The sequence below is a fragment of the Haliea atlantica genome, from assembly GCF_054779855.1.
This window is the reverse complement of sequence record NZ_BAAGXL010000007.1, coordinates 19,783-38,345: the sequence shown is the minus strand read 5'-3', so window position 1 is coordinate 38,345 and position 18,563 is coordinate 19,783. Positions and strand designations below refer to the sequence as shown.

Annotated in this window: 12 protein-coding genes; 8 read left to right on the top strand and 4 right to left on the bottom strand. The window is 65.3% G+C overall.

Annotation, left to right across the window (positions count from 1 at the left end; genetic code table 11):
* Window positions 1-56: 56 nt before the first annotated feature.
* The 5 genes from ACYVGS_RS08180 to ACYVGS_RS08160 all read left to right on the top strand — a co-directional run bounded on the left by ACYVGS_RS08180 (window position 57) and on the right by ACYVGS_RS08160 (window position 7,863).
* Window positions 57-953, top strand: coding sequence for an MBL fold metallo-hydrolase (locus tag ACYVGS_RS08180; RefSeq protein WP_460588182.1), 897 nt, complete (start codon window positions 57-59; stop codon window positions 951-953).
* A gap of 14 nt (window positions 954-967) precedes the next feature.
* Complete coding sequence (locus tag ACYVGS_RS08175) at window positions 968-2,644, top strand: bifunctional protein tyrosine phosphatase family protein/NAD(P)/FAD-dependent oxidoreductase (RefSeq protein ID WP_460588181.1); 1,677 nt, start codon at window positions 968-970, stop codon at window positions 2,642-2,644.
* A gap of 3 nt (window positions 2,645-2,647) precedes the next feature.
* Window positions 2,648-4,405 carry a SulP family inorganic anion transporter gene (locus ACYVGS_RS08170; protein ID WP_460588180.1) on the top strand — a complete coding sequence of 586 codons (1,758 nt, stop codon included), beginning with the start codon at window positions 2,648-2,650 and terminating at the stop codon, window positions 4,403-4,405.
* A 73-nt stretch (window positions 4,406-4,478) separates the two neighbouring features.
* Window positions 4,479-5,687 (top strand): chromate transporter, encoded by a 1,209-nt coding sequence (gene chrA / locus ACYVGS_RS08165; RefSeq protein ID WP_460588179.1) that lies wholly within the window; start codon window positions 4,479-4,481, stop codon window positions 5,685-5,687.
* Window positions 5,688-5,799: 112 nt separating this feature from the next.
* The gene (locus ACYVGS_RS08160) at window positions 5,800-7,863 is read left to right on the top strand and encodes an SDR family oxidoreductase (protein WP_460588178.1); all 2,064 of its coding nucleotides are present in this window, start codon (window positions 5,800-5,802) and stop codon (window positions 7,861-7,863) included.
* Window positions 7,864-7,902: 39 nt separating this feature from the next.
* Here ACYVGS_RS08160 and ACYVGS_RS08155 read toward each other — a convergent pair whose 3' ends face one another.
* From ACYVGS_RS08155 to ACYVGS_RS08140, 4 genes are all read right to left on the bottom strand, one after another.
* On the bottom strand, window positions 7,903-8,394 hold the full coding sequence (locus tag ACYVGS_RS08155) for a hypothetical protein (protein ID WP_460588177.1): 492 nt from the start codon (window positions 8,392-8,394) through the stop codon (window positions 7,903-7,905).
* Window positions 8,395-8,457: 63 nt separating this feature from the next.
* Complete coding sequence (locus tag ACYVGS_RS08150; RefSeq protein WP_460588176.1) at window positions 8,458-8,616, bottom strand: hypothetical protein; 159 nt, start codon at window positions 8,614-8,616, stop codon at window positions 8,458-8,460.
* A gap of 68 nt (window positions 8,617-8,684) precedes the next feature.
* Window positions 8,685-9,725, bottom strand: a complete 1,041-nt coding sequence (locus ACYVGS_RS08145) for a DUF2804 domain-containing protein (RefSeq protein WP_460588175.1) — start codon at window positions 9,723-9,725, stop codon at window positions 8,685-8,687.
* An 8-nt stretch (window positions 9,726-9,733) separates the two neighbouring features.
* A complete protein-coding gene (locus ACYVGS_RS08140) occupies window positions 9,734-12,097 on the bottom strand; it encodes a TonB-dependent receptor (protein ID WP_460588174.1) in 2,364 nt (787 codons plus the stop codon).
* Between the two features lie 706 nt (window positions 12,098-12,803).
* Between ACYVGS_RS08140 and ACYVGS_RS08135 the strand changes: the two genes are divergently transcribed.
* The 3 genes from ACYVGS_RS08135 to ACYVGS_RS08125 are packed head-to-tail and all read left to right on the top strand — an operon-like array spanning window position 12,804 to window position 18,525.
* The gene (locus ACYVGS_RS08135) at window positions 12,804-14,090 is read left to right on the top strand and encodes a TolC family protein (RefSeq protein ID WP_460588173.1); all 1,287 of its coding nucleotides are present in this window, start codon (window positions 12,804-12,806) and stop codon (window positions 14,088-14,090) included.
* A complete protein-coding gene (locus ACYVGS_RS08130; RefSeq protein ID WP_460588172.1) occupies window positions 14,087-15,406 on the top strand; it encodes an efflux RND transporter periplasmic adaptor subunit in 1,320 nt (439 codons plus the stop codon). The genes ACYVGS_RS08135 and ACYVGS_RS08130 overlap by 4 nt, the downstream gene beginning before the upstream one ends.
* Complete coding sequence (locus ACYVGS_RS08125) at window positions 15,403-18,525, top strand: efflux RND transporter permease subunit (RefSeq protein ID WP_460588171.1); 3,123 nt, start codon at window positions 15,403-15,405, stop codon at window positions 18,523-18,525. Before ACYVGS_RS08130 ends, ACYVGS_RS08125 begins: the two co-directional genes overlap by 4 nt.
* Window positions 18,526-18,563: the final 38 nt, after the last annotated feature.

The following is an 18,563-nucleotide window of genomic DNA, read 5'->3' as shown; positions in this document are numbered from 1 at the left end:
GCAAGGGCCGGCAGAACCGGGACAAAGTCCGATTGAACAACCGCGAGGATATCGCCATGTCACAGACTCCGAAAATCAACGTCGATCTCGATGTCAAACCCGAGGTGGTGCCCTTCTTCGATGAGGACACCAATACCTTTTCCTATGTGGTGCGCGATCCCGGTTCGCGCGCCTGCGCGGTGGTGGATTCGGTGATGGACATCGACTACGCCGCCGGACGTATCAGCTTTACCGGGGCCGACCGCATCATTGCCTATGTGCGCGAGCACAAGCTCGAGGTGGAGTGGTTGATCGAGACCCATGTTCACGCCGACCACCTCTCCGCCGCGCCCTACATCCAGGAGGCCCTGGGCGGCAAGCTGGGGATTGGCGAGCACATCGTCACGGTGCAGGAAACCTTCGGCAAGATCTTCAACGCCGGCACCGAATTCGCCCGCGACGGCAGCCAGTTCGACCGCCTGTTTGCCGATGGCGACGAATATCATGTCGGCGGGATGCGCTGCCAGGCGCTGCATACCCCGGGCCACACACCGGCCTGCATGGTGCATGTCATGGGCGATGCGGCCTTTGTCGGCGACACCCTGTTCATGCCGGATGGCGGCACCGCGCGTGCCGATTTTCCCGGTGGCGACGCCCGTGTGCTCTATCGCTCGATTCGCCGGGTGCTCGAACTGCCGGGCGCCACCCGCCTGTTCATGTGCCACGACTACCAGCCGGACGGCCGCGAGCTGGAGTATGAAACCACGGTGGCTGCGGAGCGCGAGAACAACATCCATGTCCACGACGGGATCAGCGAGGACGACTTCGTGCGCATGCGCGAGGCTCGCGATGCCACCCTGGGCATGCCGCGCCTGATCCTGCCGTCACTGCAGGTGAATATGCGCGCGGGCCACCTGCCGGAGGCCGATGACAACGGCACGGTCTACCTGAAGCTGCCGATCAACGCCCTGTGAGCGGAGGAGCGAACATGGACATCAAGCAACTGGATGATCAACTGAGTGTGTCGGCACAGATCCGGCCCGACGATATTCCCGCCCTCGCCGATGCCGGTGTGCGGCACCTGATCTGCAACCGCCCCGATGGCGAGGGGAGCGATCAGCCGAGTTTTGCCGAGCTGCAGCGCGCCGCGGAAGCGGCCGGGCTCGACGTGCACCATCTGCCGGTCGTGGCCGGCCGGGTCTCCGACGAGGAAGCCGAGGCTTTTGGCCAGCTGCTGGACGGGCTCGAGGGCCGGGTGCACGCCTGGTGCCGCAGCGGCATGCGCTCCACCACGCTGTGGGCCCTGGCCAAGGCGCGGGCGGGCCTGGCGCCGACCGAGATCATCCGCCGCGGTCGTGCCGCCGGCTATGACATGAGCGGTGTGGTGGCCCGCGTCACCGCCGGTGAAAGTGCCTCCGGCGATGGCCTGGTACTCGCCAGCTACGATGTGCTGATCGTGGGGGCGGGGGCCGGTGGTGTTTCCGTGGCCTCCAGCGTGCTCGCCCGCGACCGCAGCCAGTCCGTGGCCATCATTGATCCCGCCGACGTACACTACTACCAGCCCGGCTGGACCTTTGTCGGCGCCGGCATCTTTTCGCCGGAAGTTACCGCGCGCACCCTGGGCTCGCTGATCCCCCACGGGGTCGACTGGGTCAAGGCCGCGGTGGCCTTCTTCGACCCCGAGCGCAATGCGGTGGTGCTGGAGGGCTGTCGGGTGATTCGCTACCGGCGTCTGGTCGTGGCCGCGGGCCTCAAGCTCGACTGGGAAGCGATTCCCGGCCTGGTGGACACCCTGGGCCGCAATGGTGTGACCTCCAACTACCGCTACGACCTGGCCCCCTACACCTGGCGCCTGGTGCAGTCCCTGGAACGGGGGAAGGCCCTGTTTACCCAGCCACCGATGCCGATCAAGTGTGCCGGGGCGCCGCAGAAGGCGATGTATCTTTCCGCCGATTACTGGCAGCGGCAGGGCCGGCTTCAGAACATTGATGTCGAATTCTACAATGCCGGTGCGGTGCTGTTTGGCGTCAAGGACTACGTGCCCGCACTGATGCAGTACGTCGAGCGTTACGGCGCCCAGCTGAACTTCCAGCATCGGCTGGTGCGCATCGACGGGGATGCCCGCAGCGCCTGGTTCGAACACACCGATGCCGAGGGCAACACCCACGAGGTGCAGCGTCACTTCGACATGATCCATGTGGTGCCGCCGCAGACCGCGCCGGACTTTGTGCGCAGCAGTCCCCTGGCGGACGCCGCCGGCTGGGTGGATGTCGACCAGACCACCCTGCGGCATACCCGCTATGACAATATCTGGGCGCTGGGTGATGTGATGAATGCGCCCAACGCCAAGACGGCGGCCGCCGCACGCATGCAGGCGCCCATCGTCGCCAACAACCTGCTGGCGGATGCCGGACTGGCGCCGGGAGTGGCACACTACAATGGTTATGGTTCTTGCCCCCTGACCGTGGAGCGGGGCAAGATCGTGTTGGCGGAGTTCGGCTACGGCGGCAAGTTGCTGCCCAGTTTCCCCGCCTGGCTGCTGGATGGTCGCAAGCCCAGCCGGCTGGCCTGGTACCTCAAGGAACGCCTGCTGCCGCCCCTGTACTGGAAGGCGATGCTGCGGGGACGGGAGTGGATGGTGAAGCCGGTAATCGGCGAGGACTGAGCTTTGCAGGGACGATGGAAACGCTATCTGCCAATACTCGAATGGGGGCGGCGCTATAACCGCGACACCCTGGTCAGCGACCTGCTGGCGGCGGTCATCGTCACCATCATGCTGATCCCCCAGTCCCTGGCCTATGCCCTGCTGGCGGGTCTGCCCATGGAGACCGGGCTCTACGCGAGCATGCTGCCGCTGGTGGCCTACGCGCTGTTCGGAACCAGCACCTCGCTGTCCGTGGGCCCCGTGGCGGTAGTGTCATTGATGACGGCCTCCGCCGTGGCACCCGTCGCCGAGGCCGGCAGCGTCGCCTACCTCGAGGCGGCGATCCTGCTGGCCCTGCTGTCCGGGGGCATGTTGCTGCTGTTCGGTGTCTTGCGCATGGGCTTCCTCGCCAGTTTCCTGTCGCACCCGGTGATTGCCGGCTTTATCACCGCCTCCGGGATCATCATTGCGGTCAGCCAGCTGGGCCATGTGCTCGGGGTGCGCGGCAGCGGCGATAACCTGTGGCATTTGCTGGAAAGCCTGCTGTCCCAGTGGCGGGCACTGCACTGGCCGACGCTGCTGATCGGGGGCGGCGCGCTGGCCTTCCTGTTCTGGTCTCGCAGCGGTCTGCAGCCACTGCTGCAGCGCACTGGCCTCAGCAAGCGGGCGGCGGGCACCCTGGCGCGCACAGGGCCGGTCCTGGCCGTGATTGCTACCAGCCTGCTGGCCTGGTGGCTGGATCTGGGAGCGCATGGCGTGGCGCTGGTGGGCGAGATTCCCGCGGGCCTGCCGGGCTTCACATTGCCTTCCAGCATTCCGCCGCTATGGAGCGAGCTGCTGCTCTCGGCACTGCTAATCTCCATTATCGGTTTCGTCGAGTCAGTTTCGGTTGGTCATACCCTGGCCGCGCGTCGCCGGGAACGCATCGCGCCGGACCAGGAGCTGATTGGGCTCGGTGCGGCGAACGTGGCGTCCGGGGTTAGTGGCGGCTTTCCGGTCACCGGGGGGTTCTCGCGCTCCATCGTCAACTTCGACGCCGGTGCCGCCACGCCTGCGGCCGGAGCCTTTACCGCCCTGGGCATCGCCCTGGTGGCGCTGTTCTTTACTCCCTGGCTGGCCTGGCTGCCGAAGGCGACCCTGGCCGCCACCATCATTGTCGCGGTGCTGTCGCTGGTCGACCTGGGCATCCTGAAACGCAGCTGGGACTACGGCCTCTCCGATTTTGCCGCCGTGGCCATCACCATTGGCGTCACCCTGCTGCTGGGGGTGGAAACCGGGGTGGCTTGCGGTGTTCTGGTCTCGCTGGCGCTGCACCTCTACAAGACCTCGCGCCCGCACATGGCGGTGGTGGGCGAGGTGCCGGGGACCGGCCACTTCCGCAACGTCGAGCGGCACCAGGTGATTACCCACAGCGATATCCTCTCCCTGCGCATTGACGAGAGTCTGTACTTTGCCAATGCGAGTTTTGTGGAGTCGCGCCTTTACGGCATTCTTGAAAAATACCCCGAGACCCGTCATGTGATCCTGATGTGCACGGCGGTGAACGAGATCGACCTGAGCGCACTGGAGGCCCTGGAATCGATCAACCGGCAGCTGGCGGAGCGTGAAATCACGCTGCACCTGTCGGAGGTCAAGGGGCCGGTGATGGACGTCCTGGCCCACACCCATTTCCTGGAGGAGCTGACCGGCAAGGTCTTTCTGTCCCACCACCACGCGGTTCAGCAGGTGATGGAGATGGAGGACGAGCAGCGCGGTGACCCGGTGCGCAACTGGGTGATCTGATTCCGGGCCCGGACATACGCCTGTCACAAGTGGGTGATACTATCTTGCCGGTTTCTGCGGGTGCGAGCGTCCGATGAGCGAACAGCGCGCGACAGGGTCGGCCGATACCCGGTCCGGCTTCTGGTACACACTGGTGATTTTCCTGCGTCTGGGCTTGACGTCCTTCGGTGGTCCCATCGCCCACCTCGGCTACTTCCGCGAGGAATTCGTGGTGCGCCGCGGCTGGCTTGGCGAGCGCGCCTACGCCGACCTGGTCGCCCTGTGCCAGTTCCTGCCCGGCCCCGCGAGCAGTCAGGTCGGGCTGGCCCTGGGCCTGTCCCGCTGCGGCTATCGCGGCGCCCTGGCGGCCTGGCTGGGCTTTACCCTGCCATCGGCACTGTTGCTGATCCTGTTTGCCCTCGGAGTGACCCGCTGGAGTGACAGCCTGCCGACCGGGGCGCTGCAGGGGCTCAAGGTGGTGGCTGTGGCGGTGGTGGCGCAGGCCCTCTGGGGCATGGCCCGGAACCTTTGCCCCGACCCACCGCGCCTGACCCTGATGGCGTTCGCGGCCTGTGGGGCACTCGCCCTGCCGGGGGTGTGGGGGCAGGTGGGAGTTATTGTGTTCGGTGCTGTGGCGGGGCGGGCGTTTCTGCGTGTCCCGGTTGATGACCGGCATGAACGCCTGCCCTTTACGCCGGGCCGGCGCAGCGCTGCCCTGTGTCTGGGCCTGTTTGTCCTCTTGCTCGGCTTGCTGCCGGTCCTCGTTTTGCTCTGGCCGGTGCAGGCACTGGCCCTGGTGGATGCCTTCTATCGTGCGGGAGCGCTGGTATTCGGCGGCGGACATGTGGTGCTGCCACTGCTGCAGGCGGAGGTGGTGCCCAATGGCTGGGTGGGCGGCGATACCTTTCTCGCCGGCTACGGTGCGGCCCAGGCCGTGCCCGGCCCCCTGTTCACCTTCGCGGCGTTTCTGGGGGCCGCCATGCAGCAGGCTCCCAGCGCCTGGGCCGGTGGGCTGCTCTGCCTGGTGGCCATCTTCCTGCCGTCCTTCCTGCTGGTCGCGGGGGCCCTGCCGTTCTGGGAGAGCCTGCGCCGCCATCGGGGTATCCAGTCGGCGCTGCTCGGGGTGAATGCCGCGGTGGTCGGCCTGCTGCTCGCCGCTTTTTACGACCCGGTGTGGACCAGCGCGATTCGCGGTCCCGGTGACTTTGCCCTGGCCCTGCTCGCGCTGCTGGCGTTGATGGCCTGGAAGCTGCCGCCCTGGCTGGTGGTGCTGGTCTGCGGGCTGGCGGGTCTGGCCCTCTGAAGCGTCTCTAGCTGTCCGGTTTTTGTCGCGCTTGCGGCGCCGGGTGACCCCGGTGACAAGTGCGGGCTTTGCCAGTAAGGTGCCTGAACAAGAATCAGAAGAGGGTGCCGCCATGGATTATTTCGTGACCGGTGGAACCGGCTTTATCGGTCGTTTCCTGGTGCCGCGTCTGCTGGATCGTGGCGGGCGGGTCTTTTTGCTGGTGCGTCCGGCCTCACTGGAGCGCGTGGAAGCCCTCCGCGGTATCTGGGGTGCGGCCCCCGAGCAGGTGATTGCGGTACCCGGCGATCTCACCCGTACGCGCTTGGGCGTCAAGCCCGCCTGGGTGCGCGGGCACCAGGGGCAGATCGCTCATTTCTTTCATCTCGCCGCCATCTACGATTTGCAGGCCGACGCGGAGAGTCAGCACCTGAGCAACGTGGAAGGCACTCGGCAGGCCCTGGCCCTTGCCCGTGCTCTCAAGGTTGACTGTTTTCATCAGGTCAGCTCGATCGCCGCGGCCGGCCTCTACGAGGGCGTCTTCAGCGAGGACATGTTCGAGGAAGCCACCGGCCTGGAGCATCCCTACTTCCGCACCAAGCACGAATCCGAGGGTCTGGTACGCCGCTCCCGCGGGGTGCCCTGGCGTATTTACCGGCCGGGCATGGTGGTGGGGGATTCCCGCAGCGGCGAGATGGACAAGATTGATGGCCCCTACTACTTCTTCGAGGCCCTGAACACGCTCAGCGATCGCGTCCCCGAGGGCTTCCCTCTTCTGATGCACAAGGCGGGGCTGCTGAATATCGTCCCCGTGGACTACGTGGTCGCCGCTATCGACCACCTGGCCCACCTGCCCGACCACGACCGGGAATGCTTCCACATCACCGACCCCGCCGGCATCCGCGTGGGGGACGCTCTTCGGGTGCTGATGCGCGCCGCCCACGGGCCGCGGCTGACCGCCCTGGATGCCTCGCTACTGGACGGCGCCTCGAAGTGGGCCGAAGAGGGGCTCTCGCGGCTGGGGCCGGTGCGGCAGTTGGGGGAAAAGATGCTGGCGCGCATGGGGATTCCGCCGCAGGTCATGCGCTATCTCAACTACCCCACGGAGTTCGATTCCCGCAAGACCCGCGCCCTGCTGGAGCCGGCGGGTATCCAGTGTCCGCCCTTCGAGAGTTACGCGCCGGTGCTCTGGGACTACTGGAAGCACTACCTGCGCCAGGGGGCCCCGGATCGTCGCCGTCAGCTGGACGGGCTGTTCAGCCGCCTGGTGGGCAAAACCAGCCTCGCTGCGCTGCGGCGGCGGGCGCAGGGCAAGGTGGTGGTGGTCACCGGCGCCAGTTCGGGCATCGGCCGGGAGTGCGCCCTGCGCCTGGCCCAGGCCGACGCCCGGGTACTGCTGGTGGCGCGCAGCCTGGAGAAGCTGGAAGATACCCTTGAGGAGATTCACGCTTTTGGCGGCGAGGCCCAGGCCTATACCTGCGATGTCGCCGACCTGCGGGCCTGCGATGACCTGGTCCGGCATATCCTGGATGACCACGACCGGGTGGATATCCTGATCAACAACGCGGGGCGCTCCATTCGCCGTTCGGTGCGCTACAGCTACGATCGCTTCCACGATTTCGAGCGCACCATGCAGCTCAACTACTTCGGTGCCCTGCGACTGATCCTGGGCTTCCTGCCCACGATGGAGACACAGCACAGCGGCCAGATCATCAATATCTCCTCCATCGGCGTGCTGACCAGTCCGCCGCGCTTCTCCGCCTATGTCGCCTCCAAGGCGGCGCTGGATGCCTTCAGTCTCTGCGCGGCGCCGGAGTACGCCCGCAGCAACATCGACTTCACCACCATCCACATGCCCCTCGTGCGCACGCCGATGATTGCGCCGACCAGCCTCTACCGGGCGTTCCCCACCCTGTCTCCCGAGCAGGCGCGCGACCTGGTGATGAAGGCCATTGTCGAGCGCCCCAAGCGGCTGTCCACCGGCCTCGGGGTGGCGGGGGCCGTGGCCCAGGCGACCTTGCCGGGCTTGAGCGAGGCGCTCCTCAGCCAGGCCTACGAGTTGTTTCCGGACTCCGCCGCGGCGCGGGGCCTGAGCGAGGAGGAGGCCGCGGCACTGGATGAGGGCGGTGCGCCGCGTTCGCGGCTGGAGCTGGCCCAGCGGGTGTTTGCCGGGGTGTTGCGGGGCGTGCATTGGTAGGTGGCCGGGCCGAGTGGTACCCGACCGGCCGAATCGGGGTTACCGACTGGCTTGGTGAAGCGTGAGCCGCCCGCTGGTCTTTCCCGGATGCACGACGAAAATTGACTCGATGACCGTCGACGTCCCGGCCTTGCGGACCAGGAGGTTGAAGTTCATCTTGATATCGATGCCACCTCCAACTTTCGCAGACAAGCTCATCTCACCCGAGCAGTCAGCGTTGATACTGTAGTTGCCCTTGCCTTCCCAGCCGATGTTGTTTCCATTGCTGGAGCTGAGGCCTCGAACCACCTCGACCTGGCCCGCGGCGTCGAAGATAAAATAGCCTTGCATGTAGGCGGATGAGCTGTCTTGGCTCGCTGGTGCGTCGATCAATGAACCGGAGGCAAGGTAGCGGCCCGAAAGCAACTCGGCTGAGCAGTCCGTTTTTTCTGGCTTGTCGGTTTTCGGAGCGGGTGTGTTGACGCAGCCACTGGTCGCCACCAGAGTGCCAAAGCCCGCGGCTAATACGATGGTCCGAATTGTCGGGTGCAATGATACCTCCTGGTCAATGCTCTGCAATTGGGGCCGCGATGGTGCGGCCCACTACCGCTTTTTTCAGGCGTCTTCCTGTTGCATCTGTTGCTGCACGAAGTCCCGTTCCAGTGACTGAAGCCAGGTGATGATGCTTTCGGCAGCATGCATCTCGTCGCGAAAGACGCCCGCCCTCACCAGTTTCTGGATATGCTCCTGGAGTTTCTGTTCGTGATCCGTCATTGCCTGTTACCTGCCCGCAAAAGCTGTATGGCCGCCCCAATCCCCGGGTCTGTGCCGGTCTGAGCATCCTACCATGCTGCGCTGTGGTCCTCGGCCCAGCCAAACAGCCCGTCAATCGGATGGTAATTGCCCTTGTCATCCCTGATCTCGCCGGAGTAGTGCCCCAGCATCTGGTGCACCTCCGAGCGCACGATCAACAGATTGGAGCTGGCCACGCGTTCCATGCACGGGGTGAAAACCAGGTCGACACCGGCGGTGCCCTGTTCCCCGCCCCCCGTGATACGCCAGGGTTTGTGGTAGTCGCTTGGGCTGTAGTGCCAGCACAGGGTGTCATCTATCTTGCTGAGTCGGCCGTCAATGCACAGCGCGTTCTCCGTCGCGCCGGTGCCGTCGGTCCACTGGCCACCCAGGTTGAGGCCGACGATATGTCCGGCCTGTCGCCCGGAGGCGGCGCCCCAGTTCCAGCATGAGCGGTAGGGCCAGACGCCGCGCCCCAGGTCCAGGCAGGCGAAGGATTCGGGTCCCTCGAATCGGTATTCCGTCTGGCCGACGCGAATGTTGCCTTCAGCGGGCAGCGTATTGTGCTTGGCAGTGAACTGATAGTGCCGCTCGGACCAGGGCACCACGACGTTGAGGGTCTCGTGGCCCGGGGGGTAGTCTACCGACAGGCGTCCCGTGAGTGGCTGCCCCCCGAAGTCGGGAATATCGATGGCGAATTGCACCTGCTTGCCGCCTTTTTCTCCTGGCTCGGATGTCATGAGAATGTTCAGGGCGCGATGGTGAAAGGCAGCGTTGCCGGAGACCGCGCTCGAGAGCGAGCAGCCTCTGCCCAGCGCGGTAGTGACGGTTTTTTCCACCAGCCTGCCGCTGCCGGTGTCCGCGAGGTAGACGAAAGCCAGGCCGGCGTAGTCCAGGTCTGCCACGGTGACGGAGAACAGCAGGTCGTCACAGGTAAAAGCCCAGTAATTCCAGCGTTTTCGCCGCAGCCAGTTGCCCTTCAGGCGACAGTCGTGTTGCGGGTGGCGCGACCAGCCCACTGCGGCGGGGTTCAGTCGACCCCGCCCGGACTGCAGGGGAATCTGTGTGTGTTCGGGGGACAGTTCACTCATGCGGCAGCCTAGAAACCCTTTCTCACGGTAATGCCCCACATCAGGGGCTCGTTGTAGGAGGCAATATAGTTACCGGTCTGGGCTACGGTGTCGGCGATGGTGTGGGTGTATTCGGCCTCGAGGATATTGCGTCCCCACACTGTCAGCAGTATGTCCGGGGTCAGGAAGTGCAGATTGGCGCGGAGGTTCAGCAGGTTGTAGGAGCCATCCAGTTTCTCGGGATCGTTGTTCAGGTCGGTCATGCGCTCGTCGGTGAAGCGGTACTCCAGGAACAGGCTCGCCCGCAGCGTGTCCGTCAGGGCCAGGGATTGCTCGGCGTTCAGGGACAGGGCGTGCTCCGGGTTGCTGGACAGCATGCCGCCACTGCGATCGCAGGAGCCGTCGCCATTGGCCCCCGGGTCGGGCTGGTCGGTATGCCAGGGTGTTCCGACCCAGCAGGAGCCCGCTTCGAAATCCTTGTACTCGCCATGGGTATAGGCATAGGCGGCGCCGAGGCGCAGCGACCCGGTGGGTTGCCAGGACAGGTCCAGTTCGCCGCCCCAGGTTTCCGCGACCCCGGCATTCTGCAGCGCAAAACCGGCTCCCTGGAAAGAGACGGTCTGCAAGTCGTCGGTGGTCGTGGCATGCAGTGCCAGGTTGAGGCGCAGGGCCTGCGCCGGAAACTCAGTTTTCAGACCGAGCTCAAAGGATTCAGAGGTTTCCGGCGCAAAGATGATATCCAGCGCTTGATTTACCCGGTCGGTATTCATGCCGCCCGACTTGTAGCCGGTGCCGTATGAGGCATATAGCAGGGTCTCGGGGCTCGCGTACCAGGACAGCTTGAGTGTGCCGGTGGTTTTCTCGTCTTCGAGCGTTTCGTCGACATTTTCCCGCGGCGCGAGGGGAGGGAAGAGCCAGAAACCCCAGCCCGGGGAGCTGAAGTCCAGAGTTGCCGAAGCGTCTTCGGTGAAGGTGTTGGCGAGATCCTTGTCTTCTCGGGTCCAGCGCAGCCCGGCGGTCAGTACCCAGTCCCTGGAGAGCTCGTAGTCAATCTGTCCGAAGGCTGCATAGCTCGAGTGCTCCTGGCTGCCGACATCCAGTGCACCGGTTCCGCTGGGGAAAGCTTCGCCAAAGGCGCCCACCAGGTAGGTCAGGTCTTCACCGATCAGGTAGCGTGTTCGGGAGTCGATGTCCTGTTCGAAGTAGTACAGGCCTGCGACATAGCTGAGTCGCTCGCCGCTGTCGCTGATGCGAAGCTCCTGGGACAGTTGGTTCTGCTGGGCGTCAACGCTGCGGCGGATACCGTCGACATTGGAAAAGTCGATGTCGAGTTCATCCAGGGAATCGAAGCTGCGCCAACTGGTGATGCTGGTCAGCAGGAAGTGTGTGGCCTCCCAGTCGAGTTGCAGCGAAACACCCTCGTCCCGGTTGCTGGAGGTCGGGGCGAAGCTGGTTGAGACGCGGTAGTCATAGAAATCATCCTGGTCCAGGACAATGCCGCCGAGCTCGAGTATGCGCACGTCCGAACCGGTTTTCGGTGGGCTTCCGGGTGGCAGGTCCTGGGCCACCAGGTTGTTCTTCCAGGTGCCGGAGGCACAGCAGATCTCGTCGGTCTCCGAGCGGTCGATGATTAGCCGGGCCGTCAGCCTGTCGTTGGGCGTGTACAGTGACTGCAGGCGAAGCCCCCAGCGGTCGCGGTCGTTGACCAGGTCGTCGGCATCCAGGCCAACATTGTCCACATAGCCGTCGCGCTGCATCACGAAGCCCGTGGCCCGGAAGGCCAGCTCGTCTTCGATGGCCGAGAAGGAGGCGGCGCCGTTGGCGTTCCACAGGTTGTAGTTCCCCGCCGTGAGTTCGAGAAAACCGCTGTTGTCGTGGTCGGGTGCGACGCTGTTGATCTGCACTGCGCCGGCGGGTGTGTTGCGACCGAAAAGCGTGCCCTGCGGTCCACGCAAAATCTCGATGCTCTGGATATCCACCATGTTGTTGATCATTGAACCCTGGCGGGCGCGGTAGACGCCATCCACATAGAGTCCGACCGAGGATTCCAGCCCGAGATTCTGGGAGCTGGTGAAAACACCGCGAATGCCGAAGGCCGTGTTGGAGGCGCTCTGTTCCTGATTGACGATCAGACTGGGTGCGCTGGTTTGCAACTGGAACAGGTCCTGTACGCCGGATCGCTGCAGCGCTTCCCCGCTGAACTGGGAGACGGCGACCGGCACATCCTGCAGGTTCTGCTCCCGCTTCTGGGCGGTGACTATGACCTCCTCCAGCGTGCCGGGACCCTGGGCCAGGGCCGGGACCGGCAGGCAGAGCAGGGGGGCGAGTGTTGCGGCGGTAAGGCTTGCCGCGCGCGCAGATCTGAGGGGGGAGCGTCCATTATCCGTTGTCATTTTTCTCTCCTTGGCCAGCGCCTGTTGGCCTATTATGTTCACGCTGTGAACCGTATGACAAACATGGCTTGTGAACCCCCTCATATTGCGCGGCGACGGCATGCTATACTCGGTTCATCGCCCGCCACTGTAGTGACGTCCTCCGGCATGCGTTTGAAGCCCACGGTTCTATTGGTCCTGATACTCGTACTGTTGTGCCGCACAGCAGTGGCGGGGGCGTGGCCGTGTCACGTGGTGCCGCAGAGCACAGACAGTGTCGCTGTGGATCATGTGACAGAGACGCAGAGTTCACCCTGTCACGATGCGTCCACTGATGCCGGCGCAGCAACCGCCGGTCCGGAGCAGGGTGCCTGCTGCGCCAGCAGCGCCGCCGGGCAGGCCTGTATGTCAGACGGTTGTCTGCTGACACCGTTTGCGCTACCGGCTGTCCTGTCTGTGTCCGCGCAGTCACTGTTCACGCCGTCCGTGGCAGCCAGCCAGGCCCTGCCTCCCGCCCCGCCTTACTCGTTTCTCAGACCGCCCATCAGCTGATTCCAGCCCGGTTTTCCCGGCCGCTCCGAATACGCCCTTTGGCCTTTCGCCAAAGGCGTGACTGGTGCGTGCGTGCATGGCACCCACGCGCAACCAATTCTGCAGGAACAGCGAGATGCAGTGCATTCAAAATCGATGGCTCCCGGCGTTGTGGGGCCTGTTTTTCTTAATCGCCTTGCCATTTGCGAGCGCGGCGCCGGGCACCGGCGAGCGTCTCGGTCTGGACACCGCGGTGGCACTCGCCGTGTCGAGTGACCCCTGGCTGCCCGGCAGCCGACATACCGAGAACGCCCTGGCCGAGGAGGCTGTCGCCGCCGCCACCCTGCCGGACCCGAAGCTGAGCCTGATGGCGGGTAACTTCCCGGTGGATACCCTCGATCTCAACCAGGAGGCGATGACCCAGCTGTCCGTCGGCGTCAGCCAGATGTTTCCCCGGGGCGACACGCTGTCGCTGTCGAGGGAGCAGAAGGAACTGCTGGCGCGGCGCCAGCCCTTGCTGCGGGAGAATCGCCGCGCCCAGGTAAGGATGACGGTGAGCACACTCTGGCTGGATATCTTTCGAGCCCAGGCGAGCAGCCGCATCATCGAGACCAGCCAGGGTCTGTTCGAGCACCTAGTGGATGCGGCAGAAGCCAGCTATGCCTCGGCCCAGGGTCGTACGCGCCAACAGGACCTGATCCGCGCGCAGCTGGAGCTCACGCGCCTGGAGGACCGGCTGGTGGGTCTGCGACAAGCGGAGGAGGGCGCCCGGCGCCGCCTGGGTGAATGGTTGGGGGCGGAGGCTCAGCGTCGGCTGCCGGATGAAATGCCGGTTCTGGCGCCCGTCCGGCCACTGCCCGTCGAGGCCGCGAATCAGGCGCGCTATGAGCAGGTCCGCGGGCACCCGCTGTTGCGCGCGATGGACCTGCAAATCGCGGCGACCGAGACCGACGTGGCGCTGGCGCAGCAACAGTACCGTCCCGAATGGGGCCTCACTGCCCAGTACGGCTACCGCGACGAGGACGCCCTGGGACGTGAGCGTGCTGACTTGTTCTCCCTGGGCGTGACGCTGGAACTGCCCCTGTTCACGGCCAACCGCCAGGACCGGCGCCTGCAGGCCGCCGTCAGCCGCGGTGAGGCGATGCGCACCGAGAGACAGCTATTGAGCCGCCGTCTGGTGTCGGAGCTGGCTTCGCTGAAATCCGAGCTGGTCCGGCTCGAAGAGCGCAGCGCGCTCTACGCCGATCGGTTGTTGCCACAGATGTCCGATCAGGCGGAGGCGGCACTCACGGCCTACAACCATGACGACGGCGATTTTGCCGAGGCGGTGCGTGCGCGCATCGCTGAAATGAGTGCGCGTATCGAGGCCCTGGCCATCGCCGTGGAGCGACAGAAGACCGTTGCCCGCATCAACTATCTGCTGGCGGGAGCAGGCTCCGGTCAGCCCGGCGCTGCCCCTAACCGTCAAGGAGAATCAACGTGACCTCGCATACCCGAATACTGGCTGCGGTCGTCCTCGGCGCTCTGCTCGGAGCGGCGGGCGTCTGGCTCCTGACCGCAACTGACGACGAACGCGGGCAAGCCACCGCCGGCGAGCGTGAGCCGCTCTACTGGGTGGCGCCTATGGATCCCAGCTACCGGCGCGACGGGCCGGGCAAGTCGCCGATGGGCATGGATCTGGTCCCGGTCTACGCCGAGACCTCCGACGCGCCCGCCGAGGCAGCTGGCACCGTGCGGGTTTCTCCGGCGGTCATCAACAATCTCGGGGTGCGGACGGTGCGGGTTGAGCAGGGCCAGCTGCCCGCGCGCATTGTGACCGTGGGACATGTGCAGTACGACCAGAGCCAGCTGGTGCATATTCACCCCAGAGTGGAAGGCTGGGTCGAGACCCTGCACGTGACGGCCGATGGCGACCCGGTCAACCGGGGCCAGCCGCTCTACAGTCTGTATTCGCCGACCCTGGTCAATGCCCAGGAGGAGTTGCTGCTTGCGCTGAAGCGCGACAACGCGCAATTGATCGAGGCCGCGCTGGCTCGGCTCCGGGCCCTGCAGGTGCCCGAGGCCGAGGTGGATCGCCTGCGGCGGGAGCGCAAGGTCAGGCAGACGGTGACAATTGCCGCCCCCCAGACCGGTGTGGTGGACAACCTGGCGGTGCGCGAGGGCATGTTCGTGGGCCCCGGCATGAGCCTGATGACCCTGGGTGATCTGACGCGGGTCTGGGTGGTCGGCGAGGTCTTCGAGCGTCAGGCAGCGCTGGTCCAGCCGGGTGACCGGGTGCGCATGAGCCTCGACTACCTGCCCGGGCGGGAATGGACCGCCGAGGTGGGCTATGTGTACCCCTCCCTGAACGAGACCACACGCACGGTGCGCGTACGCGTGCCGGTCGACAACCCGGACGGCGCGTTAAAGCCGGGCATGTATGTCCGGTTGCAGATCGAGAGCGCGCCGACCCCCGCGCGGCTGCTGGTGCCGCGGGAGGCGCTGATCCGCACCGGTGACGACAATCGCGTGGTGCTGGCCCTGGGGGAGGGCCGCTTCCGCTCGGTGTCGGTAGAAGCGGGCCGCGTCGGGGAACGGCAGGTGGAGATTCTCGAGGGACTGCGTCCCGGACAGCGCGTGGTCACTTCGGCCCAGTTCCTGATCGATTCGGAATCCAGCAAGCGCGCGGATCTGCAGCGCATGGAAGCCGGCGGTCAGGATGATCACACCGGGCATGTTGACGGCGGCGGGCCCCACGACGATGGCGAAGCCGCGGGGCAGGGCCACCACCAGCATCACGCGGGAGGCGCGGGACAATGATCGAAGCTCTGATTCGCTGGTCCATTCACAACCGCTTCTTTGTCCTGCTCGCCACCCTGATCCTGGCGGGGGTGGGCACCTGGTCGATGAAGCACACGCCGGTGGACGCGATTCCCGATCTCTCGGACGTCCAGGTCATCATCAAGACCAGCTACCCCGGGCAGGCACCCCAGGTGGTGCAGGACCAGGTGACCTATCCCCTGACCACGGCGATGCTGTCGGTGCCCGGGGCCGTCACCGTGCGCGGCTATTCCTTCTTCGGGGATTCCTATGTCTACGTGATTTTCGACGACGATACGGATGCCTACTGGGCCCGCTCCCGGGTACTGGAGTACCTGTCCCAGGTGGCCCCGAACCTGCCCGCCAGCGCCCGGCCGCAGCTGGGCCCCGATGCCACGGGGGTGGGCTGGGTCTATCTCTATGCCCTGGTCGACCGCAGTGGCCAGCACGACCTGAGTGAGCTGCGCAGCCTGCAGGACTGGTTCCTCAAGTACGAGTTGCAGACGGTGCCGGGAGTGGCCGAGGTGGCGCCACTCGGGGGCATGGTCAAGCAGTACCAGGTGGTGGTGCGCCCGGAAAAACTGCGCGCCTTCGGCATTCCCCTGTCCCACATCCAGACCGCCATCCAGCGCGGCAACCAGGAGGTGGGGGCTTCGGTGGTGGAGATGGCCGAGGCGGAGTACATGGTGCGGGCCACCGGCTACCTGCAGAGCGTGGAGGACGTGGCCGCGATTCCCCTGGGACTGAATGATCAGGGAACACCACTCTTGCTCGAGGACGTGGCCGATATCCGTGTCGGCCCGCAGATGCGCCGCGGTATAGCGGAGCTGAATGGCGAAGGGGAAGTGGTCGGGGGCATCGTGGTCATGCGTTCCGGCGAGAATGCCCGGGCCACCATCGATGGCGTAAAGGCGCGTCTGGCCGATCTGCAGGCGGGCCTGCCCGACGGGGTCGAGGTGGTGACCGTGTACGACCGTTCGGGATTGATCGAGCGGGCGGTGGACAACCTGAGTGAAAAGCTGATCGAGGAGCTGCTTGTGGTGGCCGTGATCTGCATGCTCTTCCTGTTCCACGTGCGTTCCAGCCTGGTGGCGGTGATCAGCCTGCCCCTGGGTATTCTGGCGGCTTTCATTGTCATGCATCTCCAGGGGCTGAACGCCAATATCATGTCCCTGGGCGGGATCGCCATTGCCATCGGCGCCATGATCGACGGGGCCATCGTGATGATCGAGAACTTCCACAAGCACATCGAGCGCACCCCGATCACGCCGGAGAATCGCTGGCAGGTGGTGGCGGAGTCCGCGGCGGAAGTGGGGCCGGCCCTGTTCTTCAGCCTGTTGATCATCACCGTCAGCTTCCTGCCCGTGTTTGCCCTGGAAGCCCAGGAGGGGCGGATGTTCAGCCCCCTGGCCTTCACCAAGACCTACGCCATGGCCGCCAGCGCGGCCCTGGCAGTGACGCTGGTGCCCGTGTTGATGGGCTACTTCATCCGCGGCAAGGTGGTGTCCGAAGCGCGCAACCCGATCAACCGGCTACTGGTTTCACTGTACTTGCCAGTGCTGGGCGCAGTGCTGCGGCATCCCCGCATCACCCTCTGCCTGGCACTGGTGGTGACGCTGAGCGGCTTGTGGCCCCTGCCGCGCATCGGCAGCGAGTTCATCCCCGACATGGACGAGGGCGACCTGATGTACATGCCCACCACCTATCCGGGGCTGTCGATTGGCGAAGCGCGTGAAATTCTGCAGCAGACCGACAAATTGATCGCCACGGTGCCCGAGGTGGCGACGGTATTTGGCAAGATCGGTCGCGCCGAGACTGCTACCGACCCCGCACCACTCACCATGATCGAGACCTTTATCCAGCTCAAGCCGCGGGAAGACTGGCGCGCGGGCGTGACGCCGGAATCCCTCAAGCGGGAGCTGGATGCGCTGGTGACCTTCCCCGGCCTGACCAACGCCTGGGTCATGCCGATCAAGACGCGGATCGACATGCTGGCCACGGGGATCAAGACCCCCGTGGGGATCAAGGTGGCCGGGCCGGAGCTGCCGCAGATCGAGGCCATCGGTCGACGTCTGGAGCAGATCCTGGCGACGGTGCCCGGTACCGCGTCGGTCTATGCTGAAAGGGTCAGTGGCGGGCGCTACATTACCGTGGACATCCAGCGCCGGCAGGCGGCCCGTCACGGCTTGAACATTGCCGATCTGCAACAGGTCGTGGCCACTGCCATCGGTGGCATGAACGTGACCCAGACGGTGGAAGGCCTGGAGCGCTATCCGGTCAACCTGCGCTATCCCCAGGGGCAGCGCGATACGCCGGAGCAGCTGGCCTTGCTGCCCATCCTGACCCCGGCGGGGGAGACCATCGCCCTGGGGGACGTCGCCCGTATCGCCATTGAAGACGGCCCGCCGGCGATCAAGAGTGAAAACGCCCGGCTCAACGGCTGGGTCCTGGTCGACATCGCCGATGTCGATGTGGGCTCTTACGTCAAGGAGGCGCGGGCCGTGGTCGCCGAGCAGCTGGATTTGCCGGCGGGTTACTCGCTTACGTGGTCCGGTCAGTACGAATACATGCAGCGAGCCAAGGCCAAGCTCAGCTATGTGGTGCCCCTCACTCTCGCGATTATCGTGGTGCTGCTCTACGCCGCCTTCCGCAGCTTTGCCGAAGTCGCGCTGATCATGGGTACGCTGCCCCTGGCCATGGTGGGTGCGGTCTGGCTGATGTACCTGCTCGACTACAACTTTTCCGTCGCGGTGGGGGTCGGCTTTATCGCCCTGGCCGGCGTGGCGGTGGAAATCGGGGTGATCATGCTGGTGTTCCTGAATCAGGCCTGGCAACGGCTGCAGTCGAGTTGCCGGGAGCGCGGAGAGGCGTTGAATCGCGCGGGACTGCGCGAGGCGGTGCTGGCGGGGGCCGGGCGCCGCGTGCGCCCGGTGATGATGACCTCGATCGCCACCGTCGGCGGCCTGCTGCCGATCATGTTGTCCAGCGGCACCGGCTCGGAAGTGATGAGCCGGATTGCCGCGCCCATGGTGGGTGGTATGCTGAGTGCCGTGTGCCTGACGCTACTGGTAGTACCGGTGCTGTACTACCTGTGGCGCGCGCGGGCCCTGCCCGAATGATTCGGCCATTCACCCTGATCGGAAGGACGTGACGCAAG

Excerpts from the sequence above, each read along its gene's own strand:
- ACYVGS_RS08175 (WP_460588181.1), top strand. The coding sequence starts at position 968 with ATGGACATCAAGCAACTGGATGATCAACTGAGTGTGTCGGCACAGATC.
- ACYVGS_RS08150 (WP_460588176.1), bottom strand. The coding sequence starts at position 8,616 with ATGACGGATCACGAACAGAAACTCCAGGAGCATATCCAGAAACTGGTG.
- ACYVGS_RS08160 (WP_460588178.1), top strand. The coding sequence starts at position 5,800 with ATGGATTATTTCGTGACCGGTGGAACCGGCTTTATCGGTCGTTTCCTG.
- chrA (WP_460588179.1), top strand. The coding sequence starts at position 4,479 with ATGAGCGAACAGCGCGCGACAGGGTCGGCCGATACCCGGTCCGGCTTC.
- ACYVGS_RS08140 (WP_460588174.1), bottom strand. The coding sequence starts at position 12,097 with ATGACAACGGATAATGGACGCTCCCCCCTCAGATCTGCGCGCGCGGCA.
- ACYVGS_RS08125 (WP_460588171.1), top strand. The coding sequence starts at position 15,403 with ATGATCGAAGCTCTGATTCGCTGGTCCATTCACAACCGCTTCTTTGTC.
- ACYVGS_RS08180 (WP_460588182.1), top strand. The coding sequence starts at position 57 with ATGTCACAGACTCCGAAAATCAACGTCGATCTCGATGTCAAACCCGAG.
- ACYVGS_RS08145 (WP_460588175.1), bottom strand. The coding sequence starts at position 9,725 with ATGAGTGAACTGTCCCCCGAACACACACAGATTCCCCTGCAGTCCGGG.